This is a genomic window from Rhodocyclaceae bacterium (genome assembly GCA_020248265.1).
Classification (GTDB): domain Bacteria; phylum Pseudomonadota; class Gammaproteobacteria; order Burkholderiales; family CAIKXV01; genus CAIKXV01.
In genome coordinates, this window is sequence record JADCHX010000024.1 from 214,010 (window position 1) to 238,169 (window position 24,160).

Below are 24,160 nucleotides of genomic sequence, written 5' to 3' on the forward strand. Positions count from 1 at the left end.
GAGCGGCCCCTCAGGCGCCGAAGCAGGCGGTCGATGCCCCTGCCCGGATGAGGCCGAGCCACTGGTCGGCGAGCAGTGCGAACGACACACCGAACACCAGCCCGAGCAGGCTCTTGAATACGCCGCCGAGTTCGCCGAACGCGATCATCAGCCCGGTGATCACGATCGCGATCACCGCAACCGCCTTGGCCACCGGCCCCGACAGGCTTCGGGCCACAACGCAGATCGGTCCTTCCCAGGGCGCGGCGACACCTTGCGCGAATGCCGGCAGCGCGACCAGCGCCAGCCCGGCGAGCGCGCAGAAGCCCGCGCACGCGAGTACCCGCGTGCGGTTACGCGGCCGGCGCATGTCCGGGCAGCTCATCACCATCCTCCTTCCTGAACAGAACCGTAGTGAGGTAGCGTCCCTGCGCGCTTTCGAAGCCGTCGATGCGCAGGATTTCGGTCACGCAGCGTGTTCCGCGACTGCGCGCCAGGAACACGACCAGATCGAAGGCCTCGGCGATCTGGCGCTGCACGGCCTGGAACGGCCAACGCACGCCGGAGGTCAGCACCAGCGTCTCTAGACGGCTCAGAACTCCGAGCGCGTCGTTCGCATGCAGCGTGGCCATGGCACCGCGATGCCCGGTGTTCGCCACCTGCATCAGGTCGAACGCCTCGGCGCCGCGCACCTCCCCGACCAGAATGCGGTCCGGCCGCATGCGCAAGGCAAGCCTGACCAGTTCACGCGCACCGATGCCGTCTGCCTCGGATGTCTCGAATGCGACCCAGTTCGGTGCGGCGACATCCAGCTCGGGGGTGTCCTCGATGGTCACCAGTCGCTCGTGCGGCGGGATCTCGGCGAGCAGCGCGTTCATGAACGTGGTCTTGCCCGAGTCGGTTGCACCGCCGATGATCAGGTTGCAGCGTCCGAGCACCGCACCGCGCAGCAGGGTTGCCGCCTCGGCGGTCAGGCAACCGTTGCGCGCCATTTCGCCGAGGCGCAGCCGCCGTGGCAGGTGCTTTCGGATGCACAGCGCATGTCCGCGCAGCGCGGTCGGGGCGAGGCAGGCGGCCACGCGCATACCGTCGAAGCGGGCATCGATCATGCCGTCGCGGGTACCCGCGATCGCGTCGCGGCGGGCCAGCCTCGCGAGGACCTTCACGACGGCCTGCACCTGCGCGTCGGTCACCGGGCAGGGGGCGCGCTCGATCCGACCTTCGCGCTGGACCCAGAGTTCACCCGGCGCATTGAGCATGATCTCGGTGACTGCGGGATCGTCGAACAGCGGCGACAGCGGCGCGAGCGTGCCGCGCAGCAGTGCGACCGCATTGGATATGGTTGGCGTGTCCATCAGGACCCGGCTCCTCGGGCATGTCTAGATCGACGGGATGGACAGTGTCCGCGTGCGGCTGCACGCCTGCGCGCGCCGGAACAACGCCTTTCGGGGACAAACCGGCGGCCTCAGCCCCGCCATGCGGGCCGGTGCGCGAAGCGGATGGCCAGTGGCAACGAAAGCAGCGCGCCCGCGCCCGGCACGGACGCGACCGGTACCGATAGCGGCAGCGCCAGCGCGAGCAGCAGCGCGCCGGCGATCGAAATCGCTGCATGCAACGAAAGGACATGCACGACCGGATTCGCGGCAGCGAAGGATGTCCGTCGAAGATCGCCGATCAGCCAACCCTGCAGCGCGGCGGCAAGCCACAGCGGCACCAGAAGCCACAGGCAGGCGACGAGCGTGGCCGCGCGCAGTGCGAGCAGTTCGGGCAGGTGTCCTGCCGGCACGACCGAAGCGATCCGGAGGGCTTGGTCAGGCCCGACCCATCCGGCCAGTTGAGATTCCCAGGCAGCGCACAGGGGCTGCAGAGCCGCCGATGGCCAGAAGGCGGCCGTGGCGAAAGCCGCGCCACCGATCAGCGCGAGCCAGCCCGCGGAATGGCGCAGCGGGTTCATCGCGCGGATCCGCGCGGTCCACCGCCTGCCGCGCGCGCCGGGCGGCCCACGGCAACGGGTTCGGTCAGCCTCGGCAGTTCGCCTTTGACCGTGCGGCCACCCGCGATGCGGGCGACGAAATGCAGGTCAGGCAGCAGCCCGAGCCACTCGGGCGCGAACAACGGGACTTCCCGGAAGTCGCGGCGAACGCCGATCGACGACGCGGCACCATTCTCGTCAAAGAGGGAGCGGATTCCGATCGAACGGCTCTGCGCCACCGATTCGACCGACACCGGGGCGAGGCTGCCCGCGCAGAATCGCTGCGTATCGAGGTCGACCGTGCGCAGGGCGATCACGTTGCCGGGATTGCCCAGCAGCATGCGGGCGGCCGCCGCGTTGCCCAGACGGGCCTCATAATCGTGCACGGTCTGCGCGGCGAGGCAGATCGAGAAGCCGGCAGCGCGCGACTTGTTCAGCAACTGCACGAGCGGTGCATTGACCACCTCTGCAGCCTCGTCCACGAACACCATTACCGGAACTCGGGGGGCGCCGGAGCGGTCGTTGAACAACTCACCGGCGACCTGTGCGAGATCGGCCAGCACGATCGCGCCGATCGCGCCTGCGACCACCGGATCGACCAGCGCGTCGAGCCCGAGGTAAAGACAGCGCCGCTGGTCGATCACCTTGCGCGCATCGAACACCGGACGACGGTCCGTCCCGTCGGACGCATCGGGCGACAGCAGGGGCCCGAGCACGCCTGAGGTGAGGGCAGTCATCAAGGGCAGCACGTTCTGGATCATCTTCGACAGATGAACGGGATCGTGCATCACGAGCGACAACAGGCCGTCCACCACCGCTTCGCGCTCGCCTGGAAAGCTGCCGACGCGCTCTCGGTAACGCGCCACGGCCGCGGCCAGCCGCGGTTCCAGCACCACGGCCGGGCGTCCGCGGGCCGTACGAGTGCCGCCGCTGCCCGCCCTCGCGCCGGCGACTTCGACCGCGGCGGCACCTGCCGGCCGGTTACGGTTGCGTGCCTCCCAGGCGCCGAGTACCTGAGCAAGCAGGGGCCGTGCATCGTCCTCCAGGCAGCGACGAAGGGACACCAGGGTCGGACGCACGCCCGCGTAGACCATCGCTTCCACCAGCCGGTTGACTGCACGCCAGGCGAACTGGACGAATGCATCGCCCTGTCCGTCGGAGGGCAGTAGCGACGTGATGCGCGTTGCGATCGAACTGGCGCGAGCGAAGTTGCGCAGCGGATCGAAGCGCACCGACTGTTCCGGGAACGCCGGGTGCAGCGTGACCAGTGCGTCCGTACGACCGGTGGCGGCACACGCCCTCGCCAGCACCGACTGCAGGCCCTGGTCTCCCTTCGGGTCGATGATCAGTACGACCGCGTCGCGGTGGCGCGCGAGGAAGCTGGTCACCAGCAGTTCGGCCAGGCGCGTCTTGCCGGCGCCGGTCTGGCCGAAAACGAGGGTGTGCGAGGACAGTGCAGCCGCCGGAACGAACAACGCGCCGGGCCGTGGCTCCACCGAATCGACCAGCCGTGCGGGCGGCGCGCCGCGCCCGGCGTGCAGCGCGCGCTGCATGCGCTGCGCGTGCAGCGGCGTCCAGTCGAAACCGCGGCCGAGCCATTGCGTCCCGGGCGCGCGGCGCGCCCTCGCGATCGCGGTGTCGACGGAAACGCTCCAGGGGTGCCCGGTCCGTGCCGTGCCGTACGTCCAGCCCCGCCAGGCGATCGAGAGCGCATTGAGCGCAGCCATGCCGAGTGCAAGAACCGTGAACGGGACGTGCGGCATGGCGACAGCCTGCGCGAGCGCGGGCAGCGCACACATGGCGAACGCAGCACACAGCCAGCCGGCGATACCGATCACTTCGGCTGCCCGCAGCACGCCCGCCCGCATCATGTGCGATGCCGCGCCACCGCGATTTCCTCGGGCGCTGGCACCGACGCGCAGGACACGCCCGGGGCGGTTGCCACTACCCGCAGCCACGCATCGGCATCGGCCAGTTCGACGACCGGCAGTGACTCAGTGTAGGGCGTACGGATGGCGCGCAGCACACCAGCCGGGTTGGCAAAGGCCTCGTCCGAGCACCCCGGCAGCACGATGCCGCAGGCGACCAGCGCGGCCAGCACATCGGCCGGATCGTGCGACAGACGCCCGGCCAGCTCCGTCGCTGCCGTCTTCCAGGCGAGATAGAGCCGGCCATCGAGACTCCACAGCCGCGCGCGTCGCACATTGGCCTGCCATCGACCTTCGGCGATCAGTGCCTGCATCACGTTACGCAGGCGCTCCGGCGACAGGGGCACCGGCAGGCCAGACGCCAGGACTTGCATGCCCTGAGTAAGCGGTAACGGACTCGGCGGCAACTGCCCCAGCGCATGCTCGATCAGCGACACGATCAGCAACGGCGAGGGTACGCACGCTGTCGCCAGCGCCGCGGACGACACCGCGCGCAGCAGCAGCACCATGCCGAACGCGCACCCTGCAGCGCCTGCTGCGTCGATCGGTTTACCAGCGCCGGACGTGCAGTCAGCGCCAGCCACCGCTTCGATCAGGTAATCGGGCACGGTGGCGAACCGTCGAGCGCCTGGCACCGGATCGTGCAGCTGGTCTGCGAGCGGGCGTGCGGCCAGCACGATCGGTCGACCTTGCATGGTAGAAACGCGCCATTGCCTGACGGCTGCAACCGTCCAGTGCGACAGCACCCGCAGCACGACCGCCTCCTGGCGCTCGATGCGCAAGGCGCGCGGATCGCATGCGCCTTCAGCAAGCACCGCCTGCGCACATGCATCGAGGCCGGCATCGAGCAACGATCCCGATGCCTCGCCGTGAGAGGACGGCAACAGGTGCGCATGCCGCGCAAAGGCCAGCAGCACCGGGCCGGCGAACTGCCGGAAGCGCCGTTCGCTCCAGTCGCCGCATGCACGGACCCGCTCGAAGCCGCCCGCGTGCCGCTGCACCACGGCGGCAATGTCCAGCGCCGGCACCCGCTGCGGGCCGGCGTGTTCCGCGGGCGGGTTCATGTCGATGCAGTGGCCGCCTGCGCATGCCCGAGTTGCCGGCACACCGGACAGCAGGACCCCGGAATATCGAGCCTGAGTTCGAGGTACGTACAGCCACACCCGTGGCAGTCGAGCAGCGTGAAGTCGGGGTGTTGCCGTGCACGCAGGACGAGTGCGACCGCGTTTATGTCGAAGTGGGCCGACGCTCCGAACAGCGAGCGGTAGGTGTTCCATGTGGCGAGCAGGGTCGGCGCCGGAGCGCAGCCAGCCCGAACGAGACGGTCGGCGGTGACCGCCACCACGCTCGCCTGAAGCTTGCGGGCGTAGGTGCCGATGACGTGCTCGCCGAGCTGGGGCAGCGCACCCTGGCGCGGACTGTATCCGACCACTTCGATGAACAGCTGCCGCAGCGTCCCGGTCATCGCGAGCCCGGTGACATGGGTCACGATCGGCGGCCGCGCACCCTCGCGGAACAGCGCTTCCGCCCAGGCATAGCGCTGCGCCAGATCGACGAGCGGGTGCACGCCGGCCGGACGCGACGCAGACACCGGTGCGCGTGCCCGGCCCCGCTGCGCCGGTGCGGCCCGGCCGGCAGGGCGCGCCGATGCGCCCCGCGCGGCCGGGCTGGCACGGCGCCCGGCGACGCGCTGCATCGCGCAATGCGGGCAACGCAGGTGGGCCGACTGCAGGACCGCAGCCGGAGCGAGCGTGGCGGCCGGCTTCCCGGGACGGCAGGGACGGAGATGCACGTCGAAGTAGGCGCTTGCGCAGTGTTCGCAGTACACGCGCCGCAATGCGTCCTGCTCGAGCGACCTGGCGAGGACCCAGCACTGATCGATGCCGAGCACGCGTCCGGGCCCCGCGCCGGGCGGACGGACAGCGTGCAGGCATTCCCACGCACCAGCCAGGGCTGCGCCTCTCTGCGAGCCTGCGTCCCGCAACCGCTGCCACGCATCGAGGAACACGGATGCGTCCATCCGTGCGGCCACGGTCCCGAGCAGTTCGACATGGTCGAACGGCAACGGACCACGCGGACGACCCGGCCCTCGGATGCCGACGTACATCCTCCGGATCAGCGCGCGGGCCGTTCCGCTCACCTCGAGCGCATCGGCCACGACGGTCGCACGCGCACCCAGGCGGATCAGGCGTTCCGCTGCCTGGAGCCGTGCGCCGAAACCGACCACCGGCGCTTCGCCACAACGCAGGCGAAGGTTCATCCGCGGTTCTCCGAGAGCAGGACCCGTGCTTCGGAAGCAGCCCGGTTCGTACGCGCGAGTCGCGCCTGCAACGAAAGATCGGCCGGATCCACCCGCATGCCGAAGATCAGCGAGTGGGAGTGTGCGAGCGCCTGCAGGTCGGCGACCGACAGCTGGCAAAGTGCCGCACAGGCGGCGGCGTCCAGGCCGAGCCGGGTGATCGCGATTTCGCGCGCGGAGCGTGCAAGTTCGCGCGCGACATGGAGGAACGAGAGATTCAGCTGGGCCAGGTCGGTCTCGATGGGAGACGTGCCAGCCGCATCGAAGATAGCGCCGGACGGCGCCTCTTCGACGCGCAGGGGGGCCGGCAGTTCGCCAGCGACGGGGCGACGGGTAACCGCCCGTCGCTGCCGGGCACGGTCAGGCGCCCGGGGAGACGACAGAGGGGACGAAAACGACGACGGGGCAGAAGACTGAACTGGCATGGGATTCCTCGGTTCGGTTTTGTAGAAAGGCGGAACCACGCGACCGGCATGCGCGGACAAGGAGTCAATGACGACCGCAGATTTAATTTATCGACGCCCTCGAGGCTTGTCAATACTTTTAGTATCTTACTATAACTTACAGTTCTACAGACGATCAGATACCGGACAATCCCGGAGTCGGATCGTTTACAACATTGATTTATTGACGTTATTTATCCCAACAACAGGCGGGCCAGCGATCTGATCAGCGCTCTGCAGACAGCCTGAAACCCGAGATTCCCATGCCTTCCGTTACTTTCGGTATCATCGCCCCATGGTTCCTCGACGTTCTGCCGATCAGTCAGACACGGCCGCATCCACCGCCGCCGGCGCCGTGCCGGATGCAGTACGGCGCGTCGGCAGGCCCAGCAACGAGCGCTTCCGGCAACGGTTCACCAGCAACCTCAACCAGTTGCTCGACCAGCGGCCCGACATGCCGCCGGAGCCCGCCGCGCGTGCCGCCGAACTCGCCCGGGTGTGTGCAGTGACGCCCGCCGCGGCGCGCAAATGGCTGACCGGCGCTGGCTGGCCAACGCTCGAAAAACTGCTCGACCTGGCCCAGCGCTACGGCTTCGCGCCGGACGACCTGCTGGCGGACGGCCCGCGGCAGGTGGTCGACCTGTCGCGCCTGGTCGATGCTCAGGCGCTGCGCCGTGCGGAACTGGGCGAACTCACGCCGGTGCCGGCGTTCAGCGGCACCAGAGGGTTGCAGCTCGCGGTCGATCCCCGCGCGTTCGGCGATACCGGCGGTCGAGCGGAAACCTCGCCCCTCGCGCTCGTCAGCGTCACCGACGATGCGCTGCTGCCCGACTTCGCTTCAGGCGACGAGGTCGTGGTCCGACTCGATCCGCAGTGGCGAGGCGATGGAATCTACCTGCTGCAGTCGACCCCGACCTCGCCCGCGCGGCTGCACCGGGTGCGCCAGGCCGATGGCGCCTTCTGCATCGATGCCGCGCAAGCGACCATCGGGGAAGCGGGCGGACGGTTCGCGGCGTTTGCAACCGACGAAGCCGGATCGCTCGACGGCACACCGATCCTGTGCGGGACTCCGCTCTGCCTGGTCCGGGCCTTGCACGCCACCCGCGGGTAAAGGCCTCCAACGGCATCTTTCGCCGCGCGCCGTTCGGCCGGAAGCTCCTACCATTGCCCATGCGCCGGCGTGCAGCGGCACGGCAGGCCTTCCCGACAGCCCCTCATCGATCCGATCGTGCAGACCGCCCAAGCAGTCCACGTCCCGACCCGCCGCAGCGAAGGCCGCCGGCTACGCAGGGCCCTGGCCGCACCGATCGCTGCGCTGACGCTGGGCTGGCTGCTCGCGCTGTGCGCCGGACTGGCGCCCGCCCAGACCCCGCGCTCGGCGCAGCGCATGCTGGTTGTCAGCCAGGTCGTCGGGCCGGACGGCGCGTCGATCGTCGCGCGCATCGGTTCGCTGACATTCGGCACGACCGGACTGGCGACCGATCGCGTCTTCGAAGCGGTACCGAATGCCTCCGCGATCGCCCAGGTCGCGCTGCGCGACTTCGGCAGCACCCTCACGCAGTCGCAGTTGATCACGCAGGCGACCGCACACCTTGCACAGCAGGCCCCCGCCCTGGCCGCCTCGCTGAGCGCCACGCTGCAGGCGCGCAGCCTGGGGCAGGCCACCTTCATGCTCGACCAGCAGGTGTCGGTGGCAGGCTCGCCGGCGCCGCGCCGGCTGGCATGGACACTGTCGGTCGACAGGGCGGGACGCGCCAGTTTCGCCGAGCCCAGGCTGTTCGACGCGCAGCCGCACATCCTGCATGTGCACTATGTGCCGCTGCGGGTGGCTGCGGGGCTTCCGGGCGGCTGGGCCTATCCCGATGCCGGCCGCCTGCGCTGGCAGCGCCTGAACCTGCAGATGCAGCCGATCGGGCCGGTCGGTTCGCTCGACACCGGGGGCGCGTTCGATGCGCCCGACGTCCTCGATGGCCTGCCGGTGGATCCGGAAGCCGGTCTTCGATGCCTCGTCGATCGGCGCAGCCGGAACGACTGCCCGCAGGGCCTAACCGACATCGTGACGCTGATCGACGAGCAGGGCTCGGCCAGCGCGTTGCTCGACTACGGCTTGCGACTGACCCCGGTCTACGACGCCGTGCCGGCAGGTAACGGCGCATTCGAGCAGGTCGCGCGCATTTCGCTGCAGGTCGACCGGCGCGAGGTGTCCTACGCCGGGTGTTCCTCGGAGATGCCGTTCCGGAACACGGGACGCTACGGCTACACGCTCCTTGCATCGAACGACCGCTATGCAGTGGCGCGCGACGGTCGGTTCGCGCGAATCGACCGCACACAGACGGCCGCACTGTCGCCCACCATCGGCTATGACTGGACCCGCCCGCTGCGTCCGGTCGCACTGTCGGCACTGACGCCGCTCATCATCGATCCGCAGGACCCGGCCCGGCCACTGCTCGCGGCAGCCAGCGTGGACAACCTGATCTACCTGGCACCGATCACGGCCTCGGGACAGCCCGAGCAGGTCGTGCTGTCATTCACGTCACCGCCATACCAGTACGGCCGGGTGCAGGTGGAGATCCGCTGTTCGGTCGAAGGCAACTGGACGCTGCGGTCGGTAATCGCACCGTGGGCGCAATGCATGGCCGGCGGGTGCAATTCCACCTACCTGGCCTACGAGGCCACGTTCATCGCAGGCCAGCCGGCACTGGCGCCCCTGCGCTTCACCGCACAGACCTACCGCGGCCATTGGTGGGAGGCGCAGCAGGCGGAGTACGACGGCGGCACCACGATCACGCTCTGGCACAGCGACTACTACTGCGGCGACCGTATCGGCGCGCGCTTCTCGTTCGGCGGCCAGTACCTCGGCCTCACCGGAACGCCCGCCTGCGATTAGCCGCCCGCCGCGCGGGCTGCGGTATGCTCCGTCCGGCAGCAAGACCGCCTGCGGCCCGGCACGGCCCCACCGAACGAGGAGCGAGCGCAGCATGAGCGTCACCCCCGGCAACCCGAAGAACGCCCCCGGCGTCCCCGACGTGCTCACCGAAGCACTCGAACTCGGCCCCGACACCCTGTCCCCGCGCGACTTCTACCTGCTGCTGACCGCCCTCGTGGTACCGCGTCCGATCGGCTGGATCTCGACGATCTCGGCTGCCGGCGTGCGCAACGTCGCGCCGTACTCGTACTTCAACCTGATGGGTTCCGAGCCGTTCTACTGCGCGTTCGGCTCCACCGGCGAGAAGGACAGCGTGAAGAACATCCGCGAGGTGCCGCAGTTCGTCGCCAACATCGTGACGATGGACCTGCTCGAGAAGATGAGCTTCACCTCGGGCGACTGGCCGCGCGACCAGGACGAGTTCGAGTGGGCGGGGCTGACCGCGGTGCCGTCGAAGACGGTCAAGCCGTACCGCGTCGGCGAGGCCAAGGCGCACCTGGAGTGCGAGGTGAAGCACATCTTCCAGGACGGGCGCACCCACATCGTGATCGCGAAGATCGAGCATGTGCATGTGTCGCCGTCGGTCTGGAAGAACGGCCGCGTCGACCCGAAGCTGCTCGACCCGGTCGGGCGCCTGTCCGGCTCGCTCTATGCACCGCTCGGCGACATCTTCAGCGTCGCCCGGCCGGACATGTCGAAGGTCGGAGACACCCCGTCGATCGCCGGGATGCCGAAGGCCAACCGAAGGTAACCAGACGGCAGACACACGGCTGGCCGCTGCACGCCCCGGCACAGGGGCGGCAACCGGCACGAACCGGCCGCAACAGGGAGGAGAACCGATGAACGCACCCTTGCGCCTGCAGGCGCCTGCTGCTCTTGCCTCGCTCGCCACCGTCGCCATGCTGTCGGCGGCCACCGGTGCCATTGCGCAGTCCTGGCCGGCGAAGCCGATCCGCCTGATCGTGCCGTTCCCTCCGGGCGGCGGCAACGACATCGTCGCACGCACGATGAACATCCGGCTGCCCGCACTGCTCGGCCAGCCGGTGGTGATCGAAAACCGCCCGGGCGCCGGCGGCAACCTGGGCGCCGAGATCGCCGCGCGCGCCACGCCCGACGGCTACACCCTGCTGATCGCGAACAACTCGCTGACCGCCAACCTCAGCCTCTACCGCAAGCTGCCCTACGATCCGTTCCGCGACTTCGCGCCGATCTCGATGGGTGCCACCTCGCCGAACATGATCCTGACCCACCCGGCGCTGCCGGCGAAGACAGTGAAGGACCTGATCGCGCTTGCCCGGGCAAGACCGGGCGCGATCACCTTCGGATCGCCCGGTGCCGGCACGCCGTCCCATCTGGCTGGCGAACTTTTCATGTCGCGCGCCAAGGTCAAGCTGATCCACGTGCCGTACAAAGGCGCCGGGCCGCTGGTGGTCGACCAGATGGCCGGCCACGTGACGATCTCGTTCACCGCGCCGATCGTCTCCAAGCCCTTCATCGATGCCGGCAAGATGCGCCCGATCGCGGTCACCAGCGAGAAGCGCTGGGCGGGCGGCCCGGACATCCCCACGGTGGCCGAGAGCGGCTTCCCCGGCTTCGACGTGATTGCCTGGTTCGCCTATTTCGCGCCGGCGGCGACGCCGCGCGAGATCATCGATCGGGTCGCGGCCGACATCGGCCGCGCTGCAAACAGCCCGGAGGTCAAGGAACGCTTCACCCTGCAGGGCATCGAGGTATCGCCGGGCACGCCGGAGGAACTGGCCGCCTTCATCAAGCGCGACTTCCAGGCGATGGATGCGCTGATCAAGGAACTGAAGATCGTGCTCGACTGAGGATCGGCGATGGACGCTCCGCGCAGGACCCGTGAACAGTTGCGCAGCTGGCGCTGGTTCGGCACCGGCGACACGCGCGGCTTCTCGCACCGCAGCCGCATGCAGCAGGTGGGCGTCCGGCGCGAAGAGGTGATGGGGCGGCCGATCATCGGCATCATCAACACCTGGAGCGAGATCTCCACCTGCCACCTGCACCTGCGCGAGCGCGCCGACAACGTGAAGCGGGGCATCCTCGCCGCCGGCGGCTTCCCGATCGAGATGCCGGCGCTGTCGCTGGGCGAGGTGATGGTCAAACCGACCACCATGCTCTACCGCAACCTGCTGGCGATGGAATGCGAGGAGCTTCTGCGCTCGCATCCGGTCGACGGCGCGGTGCTGATGGGCGGCTGCGACAAGACCACGCCCGGGCTGCTGCTGGGCGCGATCAGCATGGACATCCCGGCGATCTACCTGCCGGCCGGCCCGCAGCTGAACGGCCATTTCAAGGGCGTGAAGGTCGGCGTCGGCACCCATACCCGCACCTACTACGACGAACTGCGCGCCGGGAAGATCAGCGCGCAGGACTGGGTCGACCTCGAGGCGGCAATGTGCCGCAGCCATGGCACCTGCAACACGATGGGTACCGCCTCGACAATGACCTCGATCGCCGAGGTGCTCGGCTTCTGCCTGCCGGGCGCCACCAGCATCCCGGCCGACGATGCCGCGCACCCGCGCATGGCGGCCGACTGTGGCGAACGCATCGTCGGGATGGTCTGGGAAGACCTGAAGCCCTCGCGCATCCTCACCGCCGCCGCGGTCGGCAACGCGGCCGCCACCTACATGGCGCTCGGCGGGTCGACCAACTGCGCGGTGCACCTGATCGCGATGGCGCGCCGGGCGGGCATCCCGCTCACGCTCGACGACCTCGATGCACGGGCGCGCGAGATCCGCGTGCTGGTCAACCTGATGCCCTCGGGCGACTACCTGATGGAGGACTTCTACTACGCCGGCGGCCTGCGCGCGCTGCTCTCGCGCATCGAGGCGCACCTCGACCTGTCCGCGCTGACCGTCACCGGCCGCACGCTGGGCGAGAACATCGCCGGCGCCCGGGTGACCGCCGGCAGCGAGGACATCATCCGTGCCGCCGACCAGCCGATCAGCGACCACGGCGCGCTCGCGGTGCTCTATGGCAACCTCGCACCGGATGGCGCGGTGATCAAGCCGGCAGCCGCAGATCCGGCGCTGATGCAGCACGCCGGCCCGGCCGTCGTGTTCGAAGACATGGTCGACATGATGAAACGCATCGACGACCCGGCGCTCGACGTGGACGAGGACTCGGTGCTGGTGCTGAAGAACGCCGGCCCGCTCGGGGGGCCGGGCTTCCCCGAGTGGGGCAACCTGCCGATCCCGAAGAAGGTGCTGGCGAAGGGCATCCGCGACATGGTCCGCATCTCGGACGCACGGATGAGCGGCACCCACTACGGCACCTGCGTGCTGCATGTCGCACCCGAGGCCTTCATCGGCGGCCCGCTTGCGCTGGTGCGCGATGGCGACGTGATCGAACTCGATGTCGCCGGCCGCAGGCTCCACCTGCGGGTGCCCGACGAAGAACTCGCCCGACGCCGCGCCGCGTGGACCGCGCCGCCGCCGCGCTTCGAGCGCGGCTACGGCAGGATGTTCTCCGCTCATGTCACGCAGGCGCCGGCAGGCTGCGATTTCGATTTCCTGCAGCAGCCCGGAACGCTGCCTGAGCCGGACATCTACTGAGCGAACGACAGCATCCCGTCCCGCGCTCCTTCCGGGGGACACCGGTCGACCCCGGAACGTCCGGGCGGATGGCGTGGCCCACGCTACAATCGCGCGTCCCCAAACCCGGGCCAGCGGCGTCCCGTCGCGCATCCGGCATGCAATGGAAGCTTCCCGACCGATGATCCTCTTCCAGGACGTCATCACGCGTCTCAACGAATACTGGGCGAAGCAGGGTTGCCCGCTGCTGCAGCCGCTCGACATGGAAGTCGGCGCCGGAACCTCGCATACGCATACCTTCCTGCGCGCCCTCGGGCCCGAGCCGTGGCGCGCCGCCTACGTGCAGCCCTCGCGCCGACCGAAGGACGGCCGCTACGGCGAGAATCCGAACCGGATGCAGCACTACTACCAGTACCAGGTGGTGCTGAAGCCCGCGCCGGAAGACATCCTCGAGCTCTACCTGGGCTCGCTGGCGGCGATCGGCCTCGACCTGAAGGCCAACGACGTACGTTTCGTCGAGGACGACTGGGAGAACCCCACGCTGGGCGCCTGGGGCCTGGGCTGGGAGGTGTGGCTGAACGGGATGGAAGTGACCCAGTTCACCTATTTCCAGCAGGTCGGGGGCATCGACTGCAAGCCGGTGACCGGTGAGATCACCTACGGCATCGAGCGGCTGTCGATGTACCTGCAGGGCGTCGAGAACGTGTTCGACCTCACCTGGACCACCTGGATGGAGAACGGCGTCGAGCGCAAGCTCACCTACGGCGACGTCTACCACCAGAACGAGGTCGAGCAGTCGACCTTCAACTTCGAGCGCTCGAACGTCGAACTGCTGCTGCACCTGTTCGGCCAGCACGAGTCCGAAGCGAAGAAACTGATCGAAGGCGGGCTGGCGCTGCCTGCATACGACCAGGTGCTCAAGTGCGCGCACACGTTCAACCTGCTCGACGCACGCGGCGCGATCTCGGTCACCGAACGCGCGGCCTACATCGGCCGCATCCGCAACCTGGCGCGCGCGGTCGCGCAGGCCTACTACGAAAGCCGCGAACGCCTCGGCTTCCCGATGCTGGCGGGAGCGGCCCGATGAGCGCGACACTGCTGGTCGAACTGTTGACCGAAGAACTGCCGCCGAAGGCGCTCAGGCGCCTCGGCGACGCTTTTTCGTCGGGCATGGCCGACGCGCTGTCCGCCGCCGGGCTGCTCGAGCCCGCGTCCGTCGCCACCGGCTATGCATCGCCGCGCCGGCTCGCGGTGTCCATCACCCATGTGCTCGCGCGTGCGCCGGACAAGCCGTTTCGCCAGAAGCTGCTGCCGGTCAGCGTCGCCTTCGATGCCGCAGGTGCGCCGACGCCGGCGTTGCAGAAGAAGCTCGCCACGCTCGGGCTGGCCGCCGATGCCTGGCCAGCGCTGGAGCGCGCCTCCGACGGCAAGGCCGAAGCGCTGTTCCACAACGGCACGCAGGCCGGGGCATCCCTCGCCGAAGGGTTGCAGAAGGCCCTCGACGACACGCTGGCGAAGCTGCCGATCCCGAAACTGATGCGCTACCAGCGCCCCGACGGCACAGACGTGCAGTTCGTCCGGCCCGCGCACCGCCTGCTCGCCCTTCACGGCGGCACGGTGGTGCCAGTGCGCGCACTCGGACTCGACGCCGGATTCCATACCGTCGGCCATCGCCAGATGAGCTCGGGCACGATCTCGATCGCGACCGCGTTCGAGTACCCGCACCGGCTGATGGTGCTGGGCAAGGTGGTCGCGTCGTTCGCGCAACGACGCCAGCGGATCGAAGAGGGCCTGCGTGCGAAGGCTGGCGGCGACACGCTGATCGCGCCGGACGCGCTGCTCGACGAGGTCACCGGCCTGGTCGAATGGCCGGTCGTCCTCGAAGGCCGCTTCGACGAGGCCTTCCTCGACGTGCCCCAGGAATGCCTGATCCTGACCATGCAGCAGAACCAGAAGTACTTCGCGCTGGCCGATGCATCGGGCCGGCTGCGCAATCGTTTCCTGCTCGTCAGCAACCTCGAGACGACCGATCCGGCGGCGATCGTCTCCGGCAACGAACGAGTGCTTCGTGCACGGCTGTCCGATGCCAAGTTCTTCTTCGACCAGGACCGGAAGACGCCCCTGGCCGACCGCGTGCAGCGCCTGGGCAGCGTCGTGCATCACAACAAGCTCGGCAGCCAGCTCGATCGGGTGCAGCGGGTGTGCAAGCTCGCGAGCCAGCTCGCGGAGCTCCTCTCGTCGGCCGCGCCCGCGCTGGGCGTCGATCCGGCCCTCGCACAACGCGCAGCCTGGCTGTCCAAGGCCGATCTCGTGACCGACATGGTCGGTGAGTTCCCGGAACTGCAGGGCGTGATCGGCGAGTACTACGCGCGCCACGATGGCGAGGACGAATCGGTCGCCGTGGCGATCGAACAGCACTACCACCCCCGTTTTGCCAACGACGCCCTGCCACAGGCACCGCTGTCGCTGGTCGTCGCGCTGGCCGACAAGCTCGACACGCTGGTCGGCCTGTGGGCGGCGGCCGGGGCGCCGACCGGTGACAAGGATCCCTTCGGCCTGCGCCGCCAGGCGCTCGGCGTGCTGCGCATGCTGGCCGAGCATCCGCTTCCGCTCGACCTGCGTGACCTGGTCGGGCTCGCGATCGCGCAGTTTCCGCCGGCGGTGATGAAGGCCGCGGTGGCGCCAGAACTGCACCGCTTCTTCCTCGACCGGCTGTCGAACTACCTGCGCGAGCGCGGACACGACGCGCGTGGCATCGATGCCGTGCTGGCGCTCGACCCTTCGCGCATCGACCAGGTCCCGTCGAAACTCGATGCGGTCGCCGCCTTCGGCCAGCTGCCCGAGTCGGAGGCGCTGGCTGCAGCGAACAAGCGCGTGCGCAACATCCTGAAGAAGGAAGGCGCATCGGAACGGCGTGCCGACCCTTCGCTGCTGCTCGAGCCTGCCGAGAAGGCCCTGCATGCGGCCCTGGTGACTCTGGAACCCGAGGTGATCGCCTGCACCGCACGCGAAGACTATGCGGGCGCGCTGACCCGGCTCGCATCGGTGCGGTCGGCGGTCGACCGTTTCTTCGACGAAGTGATGGTAATGACCGATGACGTGGCCGTACGGGCGAACCGTATCGCCCTGCTGCAGTCGCTTGAGCGGGCGCTGAACCAGGTCGCCGACATTTCGAAGCTGGCGGCATGAAGCTCGTGATCCTCGATCGCGATGGCGTGATCAACCAGGACAGCGACCAGTTCATCAAGTCGCCGGATGAATGGAAGCCGATCCCGGGCAGCCTGGAGGCGATCGCGCGCCTGAACCAGGCGGGGTTCCAGGTGGTCGTCGCCACCAACCAGTCCGGCGTCGGACGCGGGCTGCTCGACATGACGGCGCTGAACGCGATCCACGACAAGATGCACCGCAGGCTGGCGCAGGCCGGTGGCCATGTCGCCGCAGTCTTCTACTGCCCGCATGCCGCCGATGCGAACTGCGGCTGCCGCAAGCCGCGCGCCGGCCTGTTCGAGGAGATCGGTCGCCGGTTCGGCCTGCCACTGGCCGAGGTGCCGGCGGTCGGCGACTCGCTGCGCGACCTGCAGGCGGCCGCAACAGTCGGTGCCCGGCCGATGCTGGTGCTCACCGGCAAGGGCCAGAGCACCCGCAGGGCCGGAAACCTGCCCGAAGGCACGACCACGTCCGCGAACCTCGCCGACGCGGTGACGGCGATCTGCGAATGACACGGGCCCGGAACGAAGGCTTCGACGGGTGCTGAGTCTGCTGCGTTCCGTCGTGTTCGCGCTGGCCGCGGCGCTGATCACACCGCCGTATGCTTTCCTTGCGCTGGCGATCTTCTTCCTGCCGCCGATGACGCGCTACCGGATCATCCGCACATGGTCCGTGGCAATCGTCTGGCTTGCCCGGATCATCTGCGGCGTACGCTGGACGGTGACCGGGCTTGAGCGCCTGCCCACGGTGCCGTCGATCATCCTCTCCAAGCACCAGTCGGCCTGGGAGACACTGGCCTTCCAGGCGATCTTCCCGCCGCAGGTATGGGTGCTCAAGCGTTCCCTGCTGTGGGTACCCTTCGTCGGGTGGGGCATCGGCATGCTGTCGCCGATCGCGATCGACCGCAGCCAGCGCATGCGCGCGCTGAAGCAGCTGCTGGAGCAGGGACGCGCGCGGCTCGCCAGTGGCTTCTGGGTCGTCGTGTTCCCGGAAGGCAGCCGTGTCGAACCCGGCATCCGCGGTACCTGGCAGATCGGTGGCGCATGGCTGGCGGCGCACGCCGACGCGCCGGTGGTACCGGTGGCGGTGAACTCGGGCGAACTATGGCCGCGCAACGGCTTCATCAAGCATGCCGGCACGATCGAGGTGGTCATCCTCGATCCGATCTCTCCTGCCGGCATGAAGGCCGAGGCCCTGAACAGACTGGTCGAGCAGCGCGTCGAGGACGCGATGCTGCAATTGAACGGAAAGGCAAGAAGCCGTTGAGCATCCCGCACCACCCTGGCAACACCCTTCAGCACCCCGCTCCAAAGCCTGCCCAGCGCCCCACGCAGGAGACCGTCCCCGGATCCACCCCGCCCGCCGTGCGCACGATGGCAGCACGTGGCACTCACCTCGACACCGACCAGGTGGGGATGATCGAACTCGACGGACAGCAGGTCGAGTACACGATGCGCCGCAGCCTGCGCCGCAAGCGCGCGATGCTGAGCCTGTCCGACCGCGGGCTGGTGCTGGCAGTGCCGTTGCGCATGTCCCAACGGGCGATCGAGGGCTTCCTCCAGCACAGCCATCCGTGGCTGCGCAGGCACCTGCCGCGCTGGCGCGCGAACGCCAGTCCGCAGCTCGAACTGACGACACTGCAGCAGGTGCTCTGGCTCGGCGAATCGCTGCCGATCGACGTGGAACAGGCCACGTCTCCCTCGGTGGAGCGTCTCGGCGCACGCATCGCGGTCGCCCTCCCCGAGCCGGGTGACGTGGGCGCGCTGCGCAGCGCGCTGCGCAGTTGGGTGCAGGCGCACGCACTGCCCCACTTCGAAGGCCGGGCCTGCCACTTCGCATCGGTCGTCGGCGTGAAGCGACCGCCGATGAAGCTGACCAATGCGCGCACGCTGTGGGGAAGTTGCACGCCAGCCGGGCTGGTCCGCATCAACTGGCGTCTGATGCAGGCACCCGCGCACCTGATCGACTACGTGGTGGTGCACGAACTGGCGCACATCGTCGAAGCCAACCACTCGGCGCGATTCTGGGCGGTGGTCGAGCGCGGCTACCGCGAGCATCGGCAGGCACGGCGCGAACTCAGCCAATGGCAACGCAGGCTGGCTGCGCTGTGAGCACCACTCTGGGGCGGGCACCTGCGGTTGCGGCTGGCTGGCCATCAGGGACTGCGTGCTAACATCTTTTGCATGATCAGCCTGCCCCCTTCCGCATCGAACACCGCTCCGGATGACCGGGCCAGCCCCGCGCAGGACGCACGTGGTGTCGAGGCACGCAATGCAGCCCGGCACCGCGAGCGATCCGGCTTGCGCCCGCTGGCGGCGGGCACGATCGTGGTACTGCTGGCCTTCGTCACCGTGCAGGCAGGCGGATGCGGGTTCAAGACCCCCCTGCAGGTGGTACCGAAGAAGGCCGCGCCGGCGAAACCGGCTTCCTGAACAGCCACGCTGACCGGAGCAACACGATGGACGCGATGTTCAACCTTCGCAGCGGCGCGCTGCACGTCGAGGACGTGCCCCTGCACCTGGTGGCCGAGCGCTTCGGCACCCCCACCTACGTGTATTCGCGTGCAGCGCTGACGGGCGCATACCGCGCCTTCGAATCCGCGTTCGCGGACGCGCTCCTGCGCATCCCGTCGCGCCCGGCAGGGTCGCCTGCCCCGCTCGTCTGCTACGCAGTGAAAGCGAACCCGAACCTGGCGATCCTCAACCTGTTCGCCCGGATGGGCAGCGGCTTCGACATCGTGTCCGCAGGAGAGCTCGCCCGCGTGGTTGCCGCAGGCGGCGATCCTTCGAGGGTCGTGTTCTCCGGGGTGGGCAAGAGCGCGGAAGAACTCAGGTTAGCCCTCGAGGCGGGAATCCTCTGCTTCAACATCGAATCGATCCCGGAACTGCACCGGCTGGAGCGTGTCGCCGGCTCTCTCGGCAAGGTTGCACCGGTGAGCATCCGGGTGAATCCGGACGTGAACCCGAATACCCATCCGTACATCACCACCGGCCTCAACGAGAACAAGTTCGGGGTGAACCATGCCGACGCCCTCGACCTGTACCGTGCGGCGCGCGGCTGTCGACACCTGCGCATCACAGGAATCGATTGCCATATCGGCTCCCAGATAACCGAGATCTCTCCCTACGCCGATGCACTGGAGCGCATCCTCGAACTGGTCGACCAGCTGGCCGCGGAAGGCATGGTGCTGGACCATGTCGACCTGGGCGGTGGACTTGGCATCCGCTACAGCGAAGAACGTCCCCCATCTGTCGACGACTATGCGGCTGCGATCACCCGCGTGTTCGGCAACAGGCCCCAGCGCCTGGTATTCGAACCCGGGCGTCTGATGGTGGGCAATGCCGGCCTGCTGCTCACGCGCGTCGAGTACCTGAAGCCCGGCCCGGTGAAGAACTTCGCGATCGTCGACGCGGCGATGAACGACCTGATGAGACCCGCGCTCTACGAGGCATACCACGACGTGCTGCCAGTCGCTCCGCGCGTCGGAGACGCGCAGTGGTACGACGTGGTGGGCCCGGTCTGCGAGAGCGGCGACTGGCTTGCCCGCAATCGTGCGCTGGTCATCGCCGAGGGGGACCTGCTGGCGATCGCATCGGCCGGCGCCTACGGCATGAGCATGAGCTCGAACTACAACACGCGGCCACGTGCAGCGGAGGTGATGGTCGACGGCGCGGACATGCATGAGATACGCGCGCGCGAGCGCATCGAGCAGCTCTTCGAAGGGGAATCGCTGCTGCCCCGATGAGTGTCTCGACGTCGATCATCGCGAGCGTGAATGCGACGGTCGAGACACACGTGAAGCCGCGCGTGTCTCGGCCGCATCCAACTTGACAACAGGAAGCGAAGTTTCGCTTCGTTACTGTTGTGTTTTATTTTGGATGTGGAATAGAATCCGATCACCGAGCATCCGCGCGCTTGTCAATAGCCAGAGTCAAGAGTGTGCAGTTGGCACATGAACGACCCGGGTCGGCAGGCAGGTAAGACCGAAACTGGCGACTGAGCGAATGCGATGGGAGTGCAGCTGCGTTCATGTCTTTCTGCCTCACGAGCGCGAACGATAAGTGCCCTGCACGATTGGTCGTGACTAACTCAATCAAGGAGAAACACGATGGCTGCTAAGAAGCCCGCGAAGAAAGCTGCAAAGAAAGTTGCAAAGAAGGTTGCAAAGAAAGCTGCCAAGAAGAAGAAGTAGTTTTTCAGGACCGAGCTGAGTCGACGCCAGACGAAGCCCAAGACAGCCGGTCCAGCCAGAAAGAGGGAACAGTCCGATTCGGTTACCACTGTTTCTTCCGGCCGGAACAAAGATCACCCCCGAAGACGAAAGTCTCCGGGGGTTTTTTTCGTCCCTTGATTCCTTTCCGTACCTCAGCGACGGCTACGATCGAGCGGTCGGGCGGCAGGCTCCAGGGCTGTACGAGTCGAAGCCCGGCGCCAGGCGAGGCGGACGGCGAGCAGCAGCGCCAGTATCACCGCGTAGAAGAGTGGCTCTCGCACATCCGCCTTCACCAGCCACCAGTAGTGCACGACGCCGATCGCCGTGGCGATGTAGGCGAGCCGGTGCAGGGCCAGCCATCGGCGGCCACCCATTCGCCTGACCATTGCATCGGTCGAGGTGATCGCCAGCGGCACCAGCAGCAGGAAAGCCACGAAACCGGCAGTGATGAATGGCCGCTTCACGATGTCTGTCACGATGGCAGCCATGTCGAAGAACTGGTCGAGCCAGAGGTAGGTAACCAGGTGCAGGCAGCCGTAGAAGAACGCGGTCAACCCCAGCATGCGGCGAAGGCGCAACAGCCAGTTCATCCCGGTCAGCCGGCGCAGCGGTGTGATCGTCAGCGTGACCAGCAGCAGGATCAGGGTCCATTCACCGGTTGCCCGGGTGATCACCTCGATCGGGTTGGCACCGAGGCGATCGGTAACGACGCCCGCCACCAGGCGCCCGAGCGGGACCAAAGCCAGGATGCAGGCCAGCCGCCTGATCCAGGTGACGGTCTGCGGCGCGGGCTGGCGCAGCCACGCGATAAGCCGCACCGAACGGCTCCGTGAGGCCGGATCGCTGCCGGGGGCAGGCCGACCGTCTGCCGGACCGGCAGCGGACGCCTGCTCGGGCAGCGACGTTTCCAGGTCAGGCGGCAGCGCGGCCGCGCTCGATGGTCGGCAGGGTCGCAGCGACACCGCGCAGGTGCGCGATGAATTCTTCGCTGACGTCCGGATGGCTCATCGCGAAAGCAATGGTTGCCTTGAGGTAACCGATCTTCGAGCCACAGTCGTAACGCGTGCCCTGGAACTGATACGCCAGTACCTGCTCCTGTTTGAGCAGCGACGCGATCGCGTCGGTCAACTGGATCTCTCCACCCTTGCCCGGCTGCGCATTCGCAAGATGGTCGAAGATGCGCGGCGACAGGATGTAGCGACCGACCACGCCGAGCGTCGACGGCGCCTCGGCAGGCGTTGGTTTCTCGACGATGCCATCGATCTGGTGGACATCGTTCAGTATCGAACCGCAGCGGACGATACCGTATTGGTCGGTCTCTTCGCGCGCTACGTTCTGCACGCCGATGACCGAACGGCGATAGTAGCTGTATCGCTCGACCATCTGGGTCATGACCGAAGGCTTTGCGTCGATCAGATCATCGGCCAGGATCACTGCGAAAGGCTCGTCGCCGACGAGCGGCCGCGCACAGAGTACCGCATGGCCGAGCCCGAGCGTCTCCGGCTGGCGGATGAACACGCAGTGCACGCCAGCGGGCAGGATCCCGCGCACGGTCGCCAGCAGCTTCTGGTTTCCCCGCTCTTCCAGCGCAGCCTCGAGTTCGGCTGCCTTGTCGAAATGGTCTTCGATTGCCCGCTTGTTGCGGCCGGTCACGAAGATCATCTCGGTCATGCCGGCGGCCACCGCTTCCTCGACCGCATACTGGATCAACGGCTTGTCGACGACCGGCAGCATCTCCTTGGGACTGGCCTTGGTTGCGGGCAGGAACCTGCTGCCCATGCCTGCCACCGGGAATACGGCCTTGGTGATCTCGCGCTTCATTCGGAATCTCCTTGGGTCAATGCACGCCCCGTCACATCGCACTCATCCGCGATTGTATGTGTCTTCGAAGCGGACGATGTCATCTTCGCCCAGGTACGTGCCCGACTGAACCTCGATCAGTTCGAGCGGGATGCGCCCGGGATTCTCGAGACGATGCTTCACACCCAACGGAATGTACGTCGACTCGTTCTCGCCAAGCATCACGACATCCTCGCCGCGGGTTACCCGGGCGGTCCCGCGCACGACAATCCAGTGCTCGGCACGGTGGTGGTGCATCTGCAAGGAAAGCTTCGATCCCGGGTTGACGGTGATCCGCTTGACCTGGAACCGATCGCCTTCGTCCACCGATTCGTAGGTACCCCAGGGCCGATGTACCTTCCGGTGGACCAACCCTTCGGTACGCTTCTGGTCCTTCAGCTTGTCGACGATCCTGCGTACGGCCTGCACGCTATCGCGATGGGATACGAGGATCGCATCCGCCGTCTCGATCACGACGATGCCCTCGACGCCGATTGCAGTAACGAGGCGGTTCTCGGAATAGAGATAGCTGTTCCGCACGTCCTCCAGGACGGTTTCGCCCACAGTGACGTTACCGTCGGCATCCTTCGCACCCACATCCCACAGGGCCTTCCAGGAGCCCAGGTCCGACCAGTCGTAGTCGACCGGGCGCACGACAGCGAGAGGGGTATGCTCCAGCACCGCATAGTCGACTGAGATGCTGGGGCAACGCTCGAACGCCGTCTGCGACAGTCGCGTGAAGTCGAGGTCGCGCTGGCCTTCCGACAGGGCCTGCCGGCAGGCGGCCAGCATCCCGGGCTGCAGCCGCTCGAGTTCGGACAGGAACACGCTGGCAGGAAACAGGAACATACCGCTGTTCCACAGATAGCTGCCCTCTGCAACAAACCGCTCTGCGCGCGCGAGATCGGGCTTCTCGACGAAACGGGATACCGTGCGGCAGGCCCCGTCGCCCGGGAGCGAATCGCCACAGGCGATGTATCCATACCCGGTCTCCGCCCAGCGCGGCCGGATGCCGAAGGTCACGAGATGCCCGGCGAGTGCGGCCGGTACCGCGGCCAGGACTTCCGAGCGGAATGCGGCGCCGTCGGTGATGAGGTGGTCGGACGGCAGCACCAGCATCAGGCCGGACGGATCCTGGTCGAGGATGCTGAGCGCGGCAATCGCAAGGGGCGGCGCGGTATTGCGGGCAACCGGCTCGAGGATGATGTCCCGCGCGGCGACGCCGATCTCCTGCAACTGCTGCGCAATCAGGAACCGATGTTCGTTGTTCGCGAGAATCGTCGGCGCCCTGGAATCGGTCAACCCGATGGTGCGAAGGATCGTCCCCTGCAGCAGACTGTGGTCGCCATGAAACTTCAGGAACTGCTTCGGCAGCGCCTCGCGCGAAAGCGGCCACAGACGGGTGCCGGAACCGCCGGACAGGACCACGGGATGGATACTCATGCAGACACCTCGGATAGTCACGAATCGCGCGCGTGAAATGTTCGCCCCAAAGCGGTCACTTTCGTCGCTCGGACCAGCTGCGCACTGGAGTATGGGCGAATCTACCCTCTCGCATCCCGCAGGTCTGCGCAGCCTTGCTGAGTTGGTAGCGGAAACGAAAACGCCCCGAACCTTTTGGGACGGGGCGTTTGGGTGGCTACGGGTGAGGTAGCCGGGAGGGGAGTCTGACGATGACCTACTTTCGCGCGAAAAGGATCGCACTATCATCGGCGCTGGAGCGTTTCACGGTCCTGTTCGGGATGGGAAGGGGTGGTTCCACTCCGCTATGGTCGTCAGACATTGGGCGGTTGCGAGGCC

At 67.7% G+C, this 24,160-nt stretch carries 23 protein-coding genes and 1 rRNA gene; 12 read left to right on the forward strand and 12 right to left on the reverse strand.

The features are described from left to right. Positions 1 to 10 precede the first annotated feature (10 nt). From ING98_19800 to ING98_19830, 7 genes are all read right to left on the reverse strand, one after another. Entirely contained in the window at positions 11 to 349 is a 339-nt protein-coding gene (locus tag ING98_19800) for a TrbC/VirB2 family protein (protein MCA3104120.1), read from the reverse strand. Next, positions 333 to 1,334, reverse strand: a complete 1,002-nt coding sequence (locus ING98_19805; GenBank protein MCA3104121.1) for a CpaF family protein — start codon at positions 1,332 to 1,334, stop codon at positions 333 to 335. Before ING98_19805 ends, ING98_19800 begins: the two co-directional genes overlap by 17 nt. A 110-nt stretch (positions 1,335 to 1,444) precedes the next feature. Beyond that, on the reverse strand, positions 1,445 to 1,933 hold the full coding sequence (locus ING98_19810) for a hypothetical protein (GenBank protein MCA3104122.1): 489 nt from the start codon (positions 1,931 to 1,933) through the stop codon (positions 1,445 to 1,447). Then, positions 1,930 to 3,822 carry a conjugative transfer system coupling protein TraD gene (traD, locus tag ING98_19815; protein ID MCA3104123.1) on the reverse strand — a complete coding sequence of 631 codons (1,893 nt, stop codon included), beginning with the start codon at positions 3,820 to 3,822 and terminating at the stop codon, positions 1,930 to 1,932. The genes ING98_19810 and traD overlap by 4 nt, the downstream gene beginning before the upstream one ends. Next, on the reverse strand, positions 3,819 to 4,943 hold the full coding sequence (locus ING98_19820; protein MCA3104124.1) for a TraI domain-containing protein: 1,125 nt from the start codon (positions 4,941 to 4,943) through the stop codon (positions 3,819 to 3,821). The genes traD and ING98_19820 overlap by 4 nt, the downstream gene beginning before the upstream one ends. Next, a complete protein-coding gene (locus ING98_19825; protein MCA3104125.1) occupies positions 4,940 to 6,139 on the reverse strand; it encodes a hypothetical protein in 1,200 nt (399 codons plus the stop codon). Before ING98_19825 ends, ING98_19820 begins: the two co-directional genes overlap by 4 nt. Continuing rightward, positions 6,136 to 6,603, reverse strand: a complete 468-nt coding sequence (locus tag ING98_19830; GenBank protein ID MCA3104126.1) for a flagellar transcriptional regulator FlhD — start codon at positions 6,601 to 6,603, stop codon at positions 6,136 to 6,138. The genes ING98_19825 and ING98_19830 overlap by 4 nt, the downstream gene beginning before the upstream one ends. Positions 6,604 to 6,976: 373 nt before the next feature. Here ING98_19830 and ING98_19835 point away from each other — a divergent pair, with 373 nt between their 5' ends. From ING98_19835 to lysA, 12 genes are all read left to right on the forward strand, one after another. Further along, positions 6,977 to 7,732 (forward strand): helix-turn-helix transcriptional regulator, encoded by a 756-nt coding sequence (locus ING98_19835; GenBank protein ID MCA3104127.1) that lies wholly within the window; start codon positions 6,977 to 6,979, stop codon positions 7,730 to 7,732. Positions 7,733 to 7,849: 117 nt separating this feature from the next. Further along, positions 7,850 to 9,508, forward strand: coding sequence for a hypothetical protein (locus tag ING98_19840; GenBank protein MCA3104128.1), 1,659 nt, complete (start codon positions 7,850 to 7,852; stop codon positions 9,506 to 9,508). 91 nt (positions 9,509 to 9,599) lie between these two features. After that, positions 9,600 to 10,298, forward strand: coding sequence for a flavin reductase family protein (locus ING98_19845; protein MCA3104129.1), 699 nt, complete (start codon positions 9,600 to 9,602; stop codon positions 10,296 to 10,298). Positions 10,299 to 10,386: 88 nt separating this feature from the next. After that, the gene (locus ING98_19850) at positions 10,387 to 11,376 is read left to right on the forward strand and encodes a tripartite tricarboxylate transporter substrate binding protein (GenBank protein ID MCA3104130.1); all 990 of its coding nucleotides are present in this window, start codon (positions 10,387 to 10,389) and stop codon (positions 11,374 to 11,376) included. A gap of 9 nt (positions 11,377 to 11,385) precedes the next feature. Beyond that, on the forward strand, positions 11,386 to 13,122 hold the full coding sequence (locus ING98_19855; GenBank protein ID MCA3104131.1) for a dihydroxy-acid dehydratase: 1,737 nt from the start codon (positions 11,386 to 11,388) through the stop codon (positions 13,120 to 13,122). Positions 13,123 to 13,282: 160 nt separating this feature from the next. Next, positions 13,283 to 14,188: a glycine--tRNA ligase subunit alpha gene (gene glyQ, locus ING98_19860; GenBank protein ID MCA3104132.1), complete on the forward strand. Its 906-nt coding sequence runs from the start codon at positions 13,283 to 13,285 to the stop codon at positions 14,186 to 14,188. Beyond that, positions 14,185 to 16,290 (forward strand): glycine--tRNA ligase subunit beta, encoded by a 2,106-nt coding sequence (locus ING98_19865; GenBank protein ID MCA3104133.1) that lies wholly within the window; start codon positions 14,185 to 14,187, stop codon positions 16,288 to 16,290. Before glyQ ends, ING98_19865 begins: the two co-directional genes overlap by 4 nt. Further along, positions 16,287 to 16,820: a D-glycero-beta-D-manno-heptose 1,7-bisphosphate 7-phosphatase gene (gene gmhB, locus ING98_19870; protein MCA3104134.1), complete on the forward strand. Its 534-nt coding sequence runs from the start codon at positions 16,287 to 16,289 to the stop codon at positions 16,818 to 16,820. The genes ING98_19865 and gmhB overlap by 4 nt, the downstream gene beginning before the upstream one ends. Positions 16,821 to 16,851: 31 nt before the next feature. Next, positions 16,852 to 17,574 carry a 1-acyl-sn-glycerol-3-phosphate acyltransferase gene (locus ING98_19875; protein ID MCA3104135.1) on the forward strand — a complete coding sequence of 241 codons (723 nt, stop codon included), beginning with the start codon at positions 16,852 to 16,854 and terminating at the stop codon, positions 17,572 to 17,574. 107 nt (positions 17,575 to 17,681) lie between these two features. Beyond that, positions 17,682 to 18,419: a M48 family metallopeptidase gene (locus ING98_19880; GenBank protein MCA3104136.1), complete on the forward strand. Its 738-nt coding sequence runs from the start codon at positions 17,682 to 17,684 to the stop codon at positions 18,417 to 18,419. A gap of 72 nt (positions 18,420 to 18,491) precedes the next feature. Then, positions 18,492 to 18,740 (forward strand): hypothetical protein, encoded by a 249-nt coding sequence (locus ING98_19885; protein ID MCA3104137.1) that lies wholly within the window; start codon positions 18,492 to 18,494, stop codon positions 18,738 to 18,740. A gap of 26 nt (positions 18,741 to 18,766) precedes the next feature. Then, complete coding sequence (lysA, locus tag ING98_19890) at positions 18,767 to 20,053, forward strand: diaminopimelate decarboxylase (GenBank protein ID MCA3104138.1); 1,287 nt, start codon at positions 18,767 to 18,769, stop codon at positions 20,051 to 20,053. A 344-nt stretch (positions 20,054 to 20,397) separates the two neighbouring features. On the opposite strand, the gene ING98_19895 is transcribed toward lysA, so the two are convergent. The 5 genes from ING98_19895 to rrf all read right to left on the reverse strand — a co-directional run bounded on the left by ING98_19895 (position 20,398) and on the right by rrf (position 24,140). Next, positions 20,398 to 20,541 (reverse strand): hypothetical protein, encoded by a 144-nt coding sequence (locus ING98_19895; protein MCA3104139.1) that lies wholly within the window; start codon positions 20,539 to 20,541, stop codon positions 20,398 to 20,400. A 132-nt stretch (positions 20,542 to 20,673) separates the two neighbouring features. Beyond that, positions 20,674 to 21,321 carry a sulfoxide reductase heme-binding subunit YedZ gene (locus ING98_19900; protein MCA3104140.1) on the reverse strand — a complete coding sequence of 216 codons (648 nt, stop codon included), beginning with the start codon at positions 21,319 to 21,321 and terminating at the stop codon, positions 20,674 to 20,676. 112 nt (positions 21,322 to 21,433) lie between these two features. Next, positions 21,434 to 22,342 (reverse strand): UTP--glucose-1-phosphate uridylyltransferase GalU, encoded by a 909-nt coding sequence (galU, locus tag ING98_19905; GenBank protein MCA3104141.1) that lies wholly within the window; start codon positions 22,340 to 22,342, stop codon positions 21,434 to 21,436. 42 nt (positions 22,343 to 22,384) lie between these two features. Beyond that, positions 22,385 to 23,803 (reverse strand): mannose-1-phosphate guanylyltransferase/mannose-6-phosphate isomerase, encoded by a 1,419-nt coding sequence (locus tag ING98_19910; GenBank protein MCA3104142.1) that lies wholly within the window; start codon positions 23,801 to 23,803, stop codon positions 22,385 to 22,387. A gap of 222 nt (positions 23,804 to 24,025) precedes the next feature. Then, positions 24,026 to 24,140 (reverse strand): 5S ribosomal RNA (gene rrf / locus ING98_19915). Positions 24,141 to 24,160: the final 20 nt, after the last annotated feature.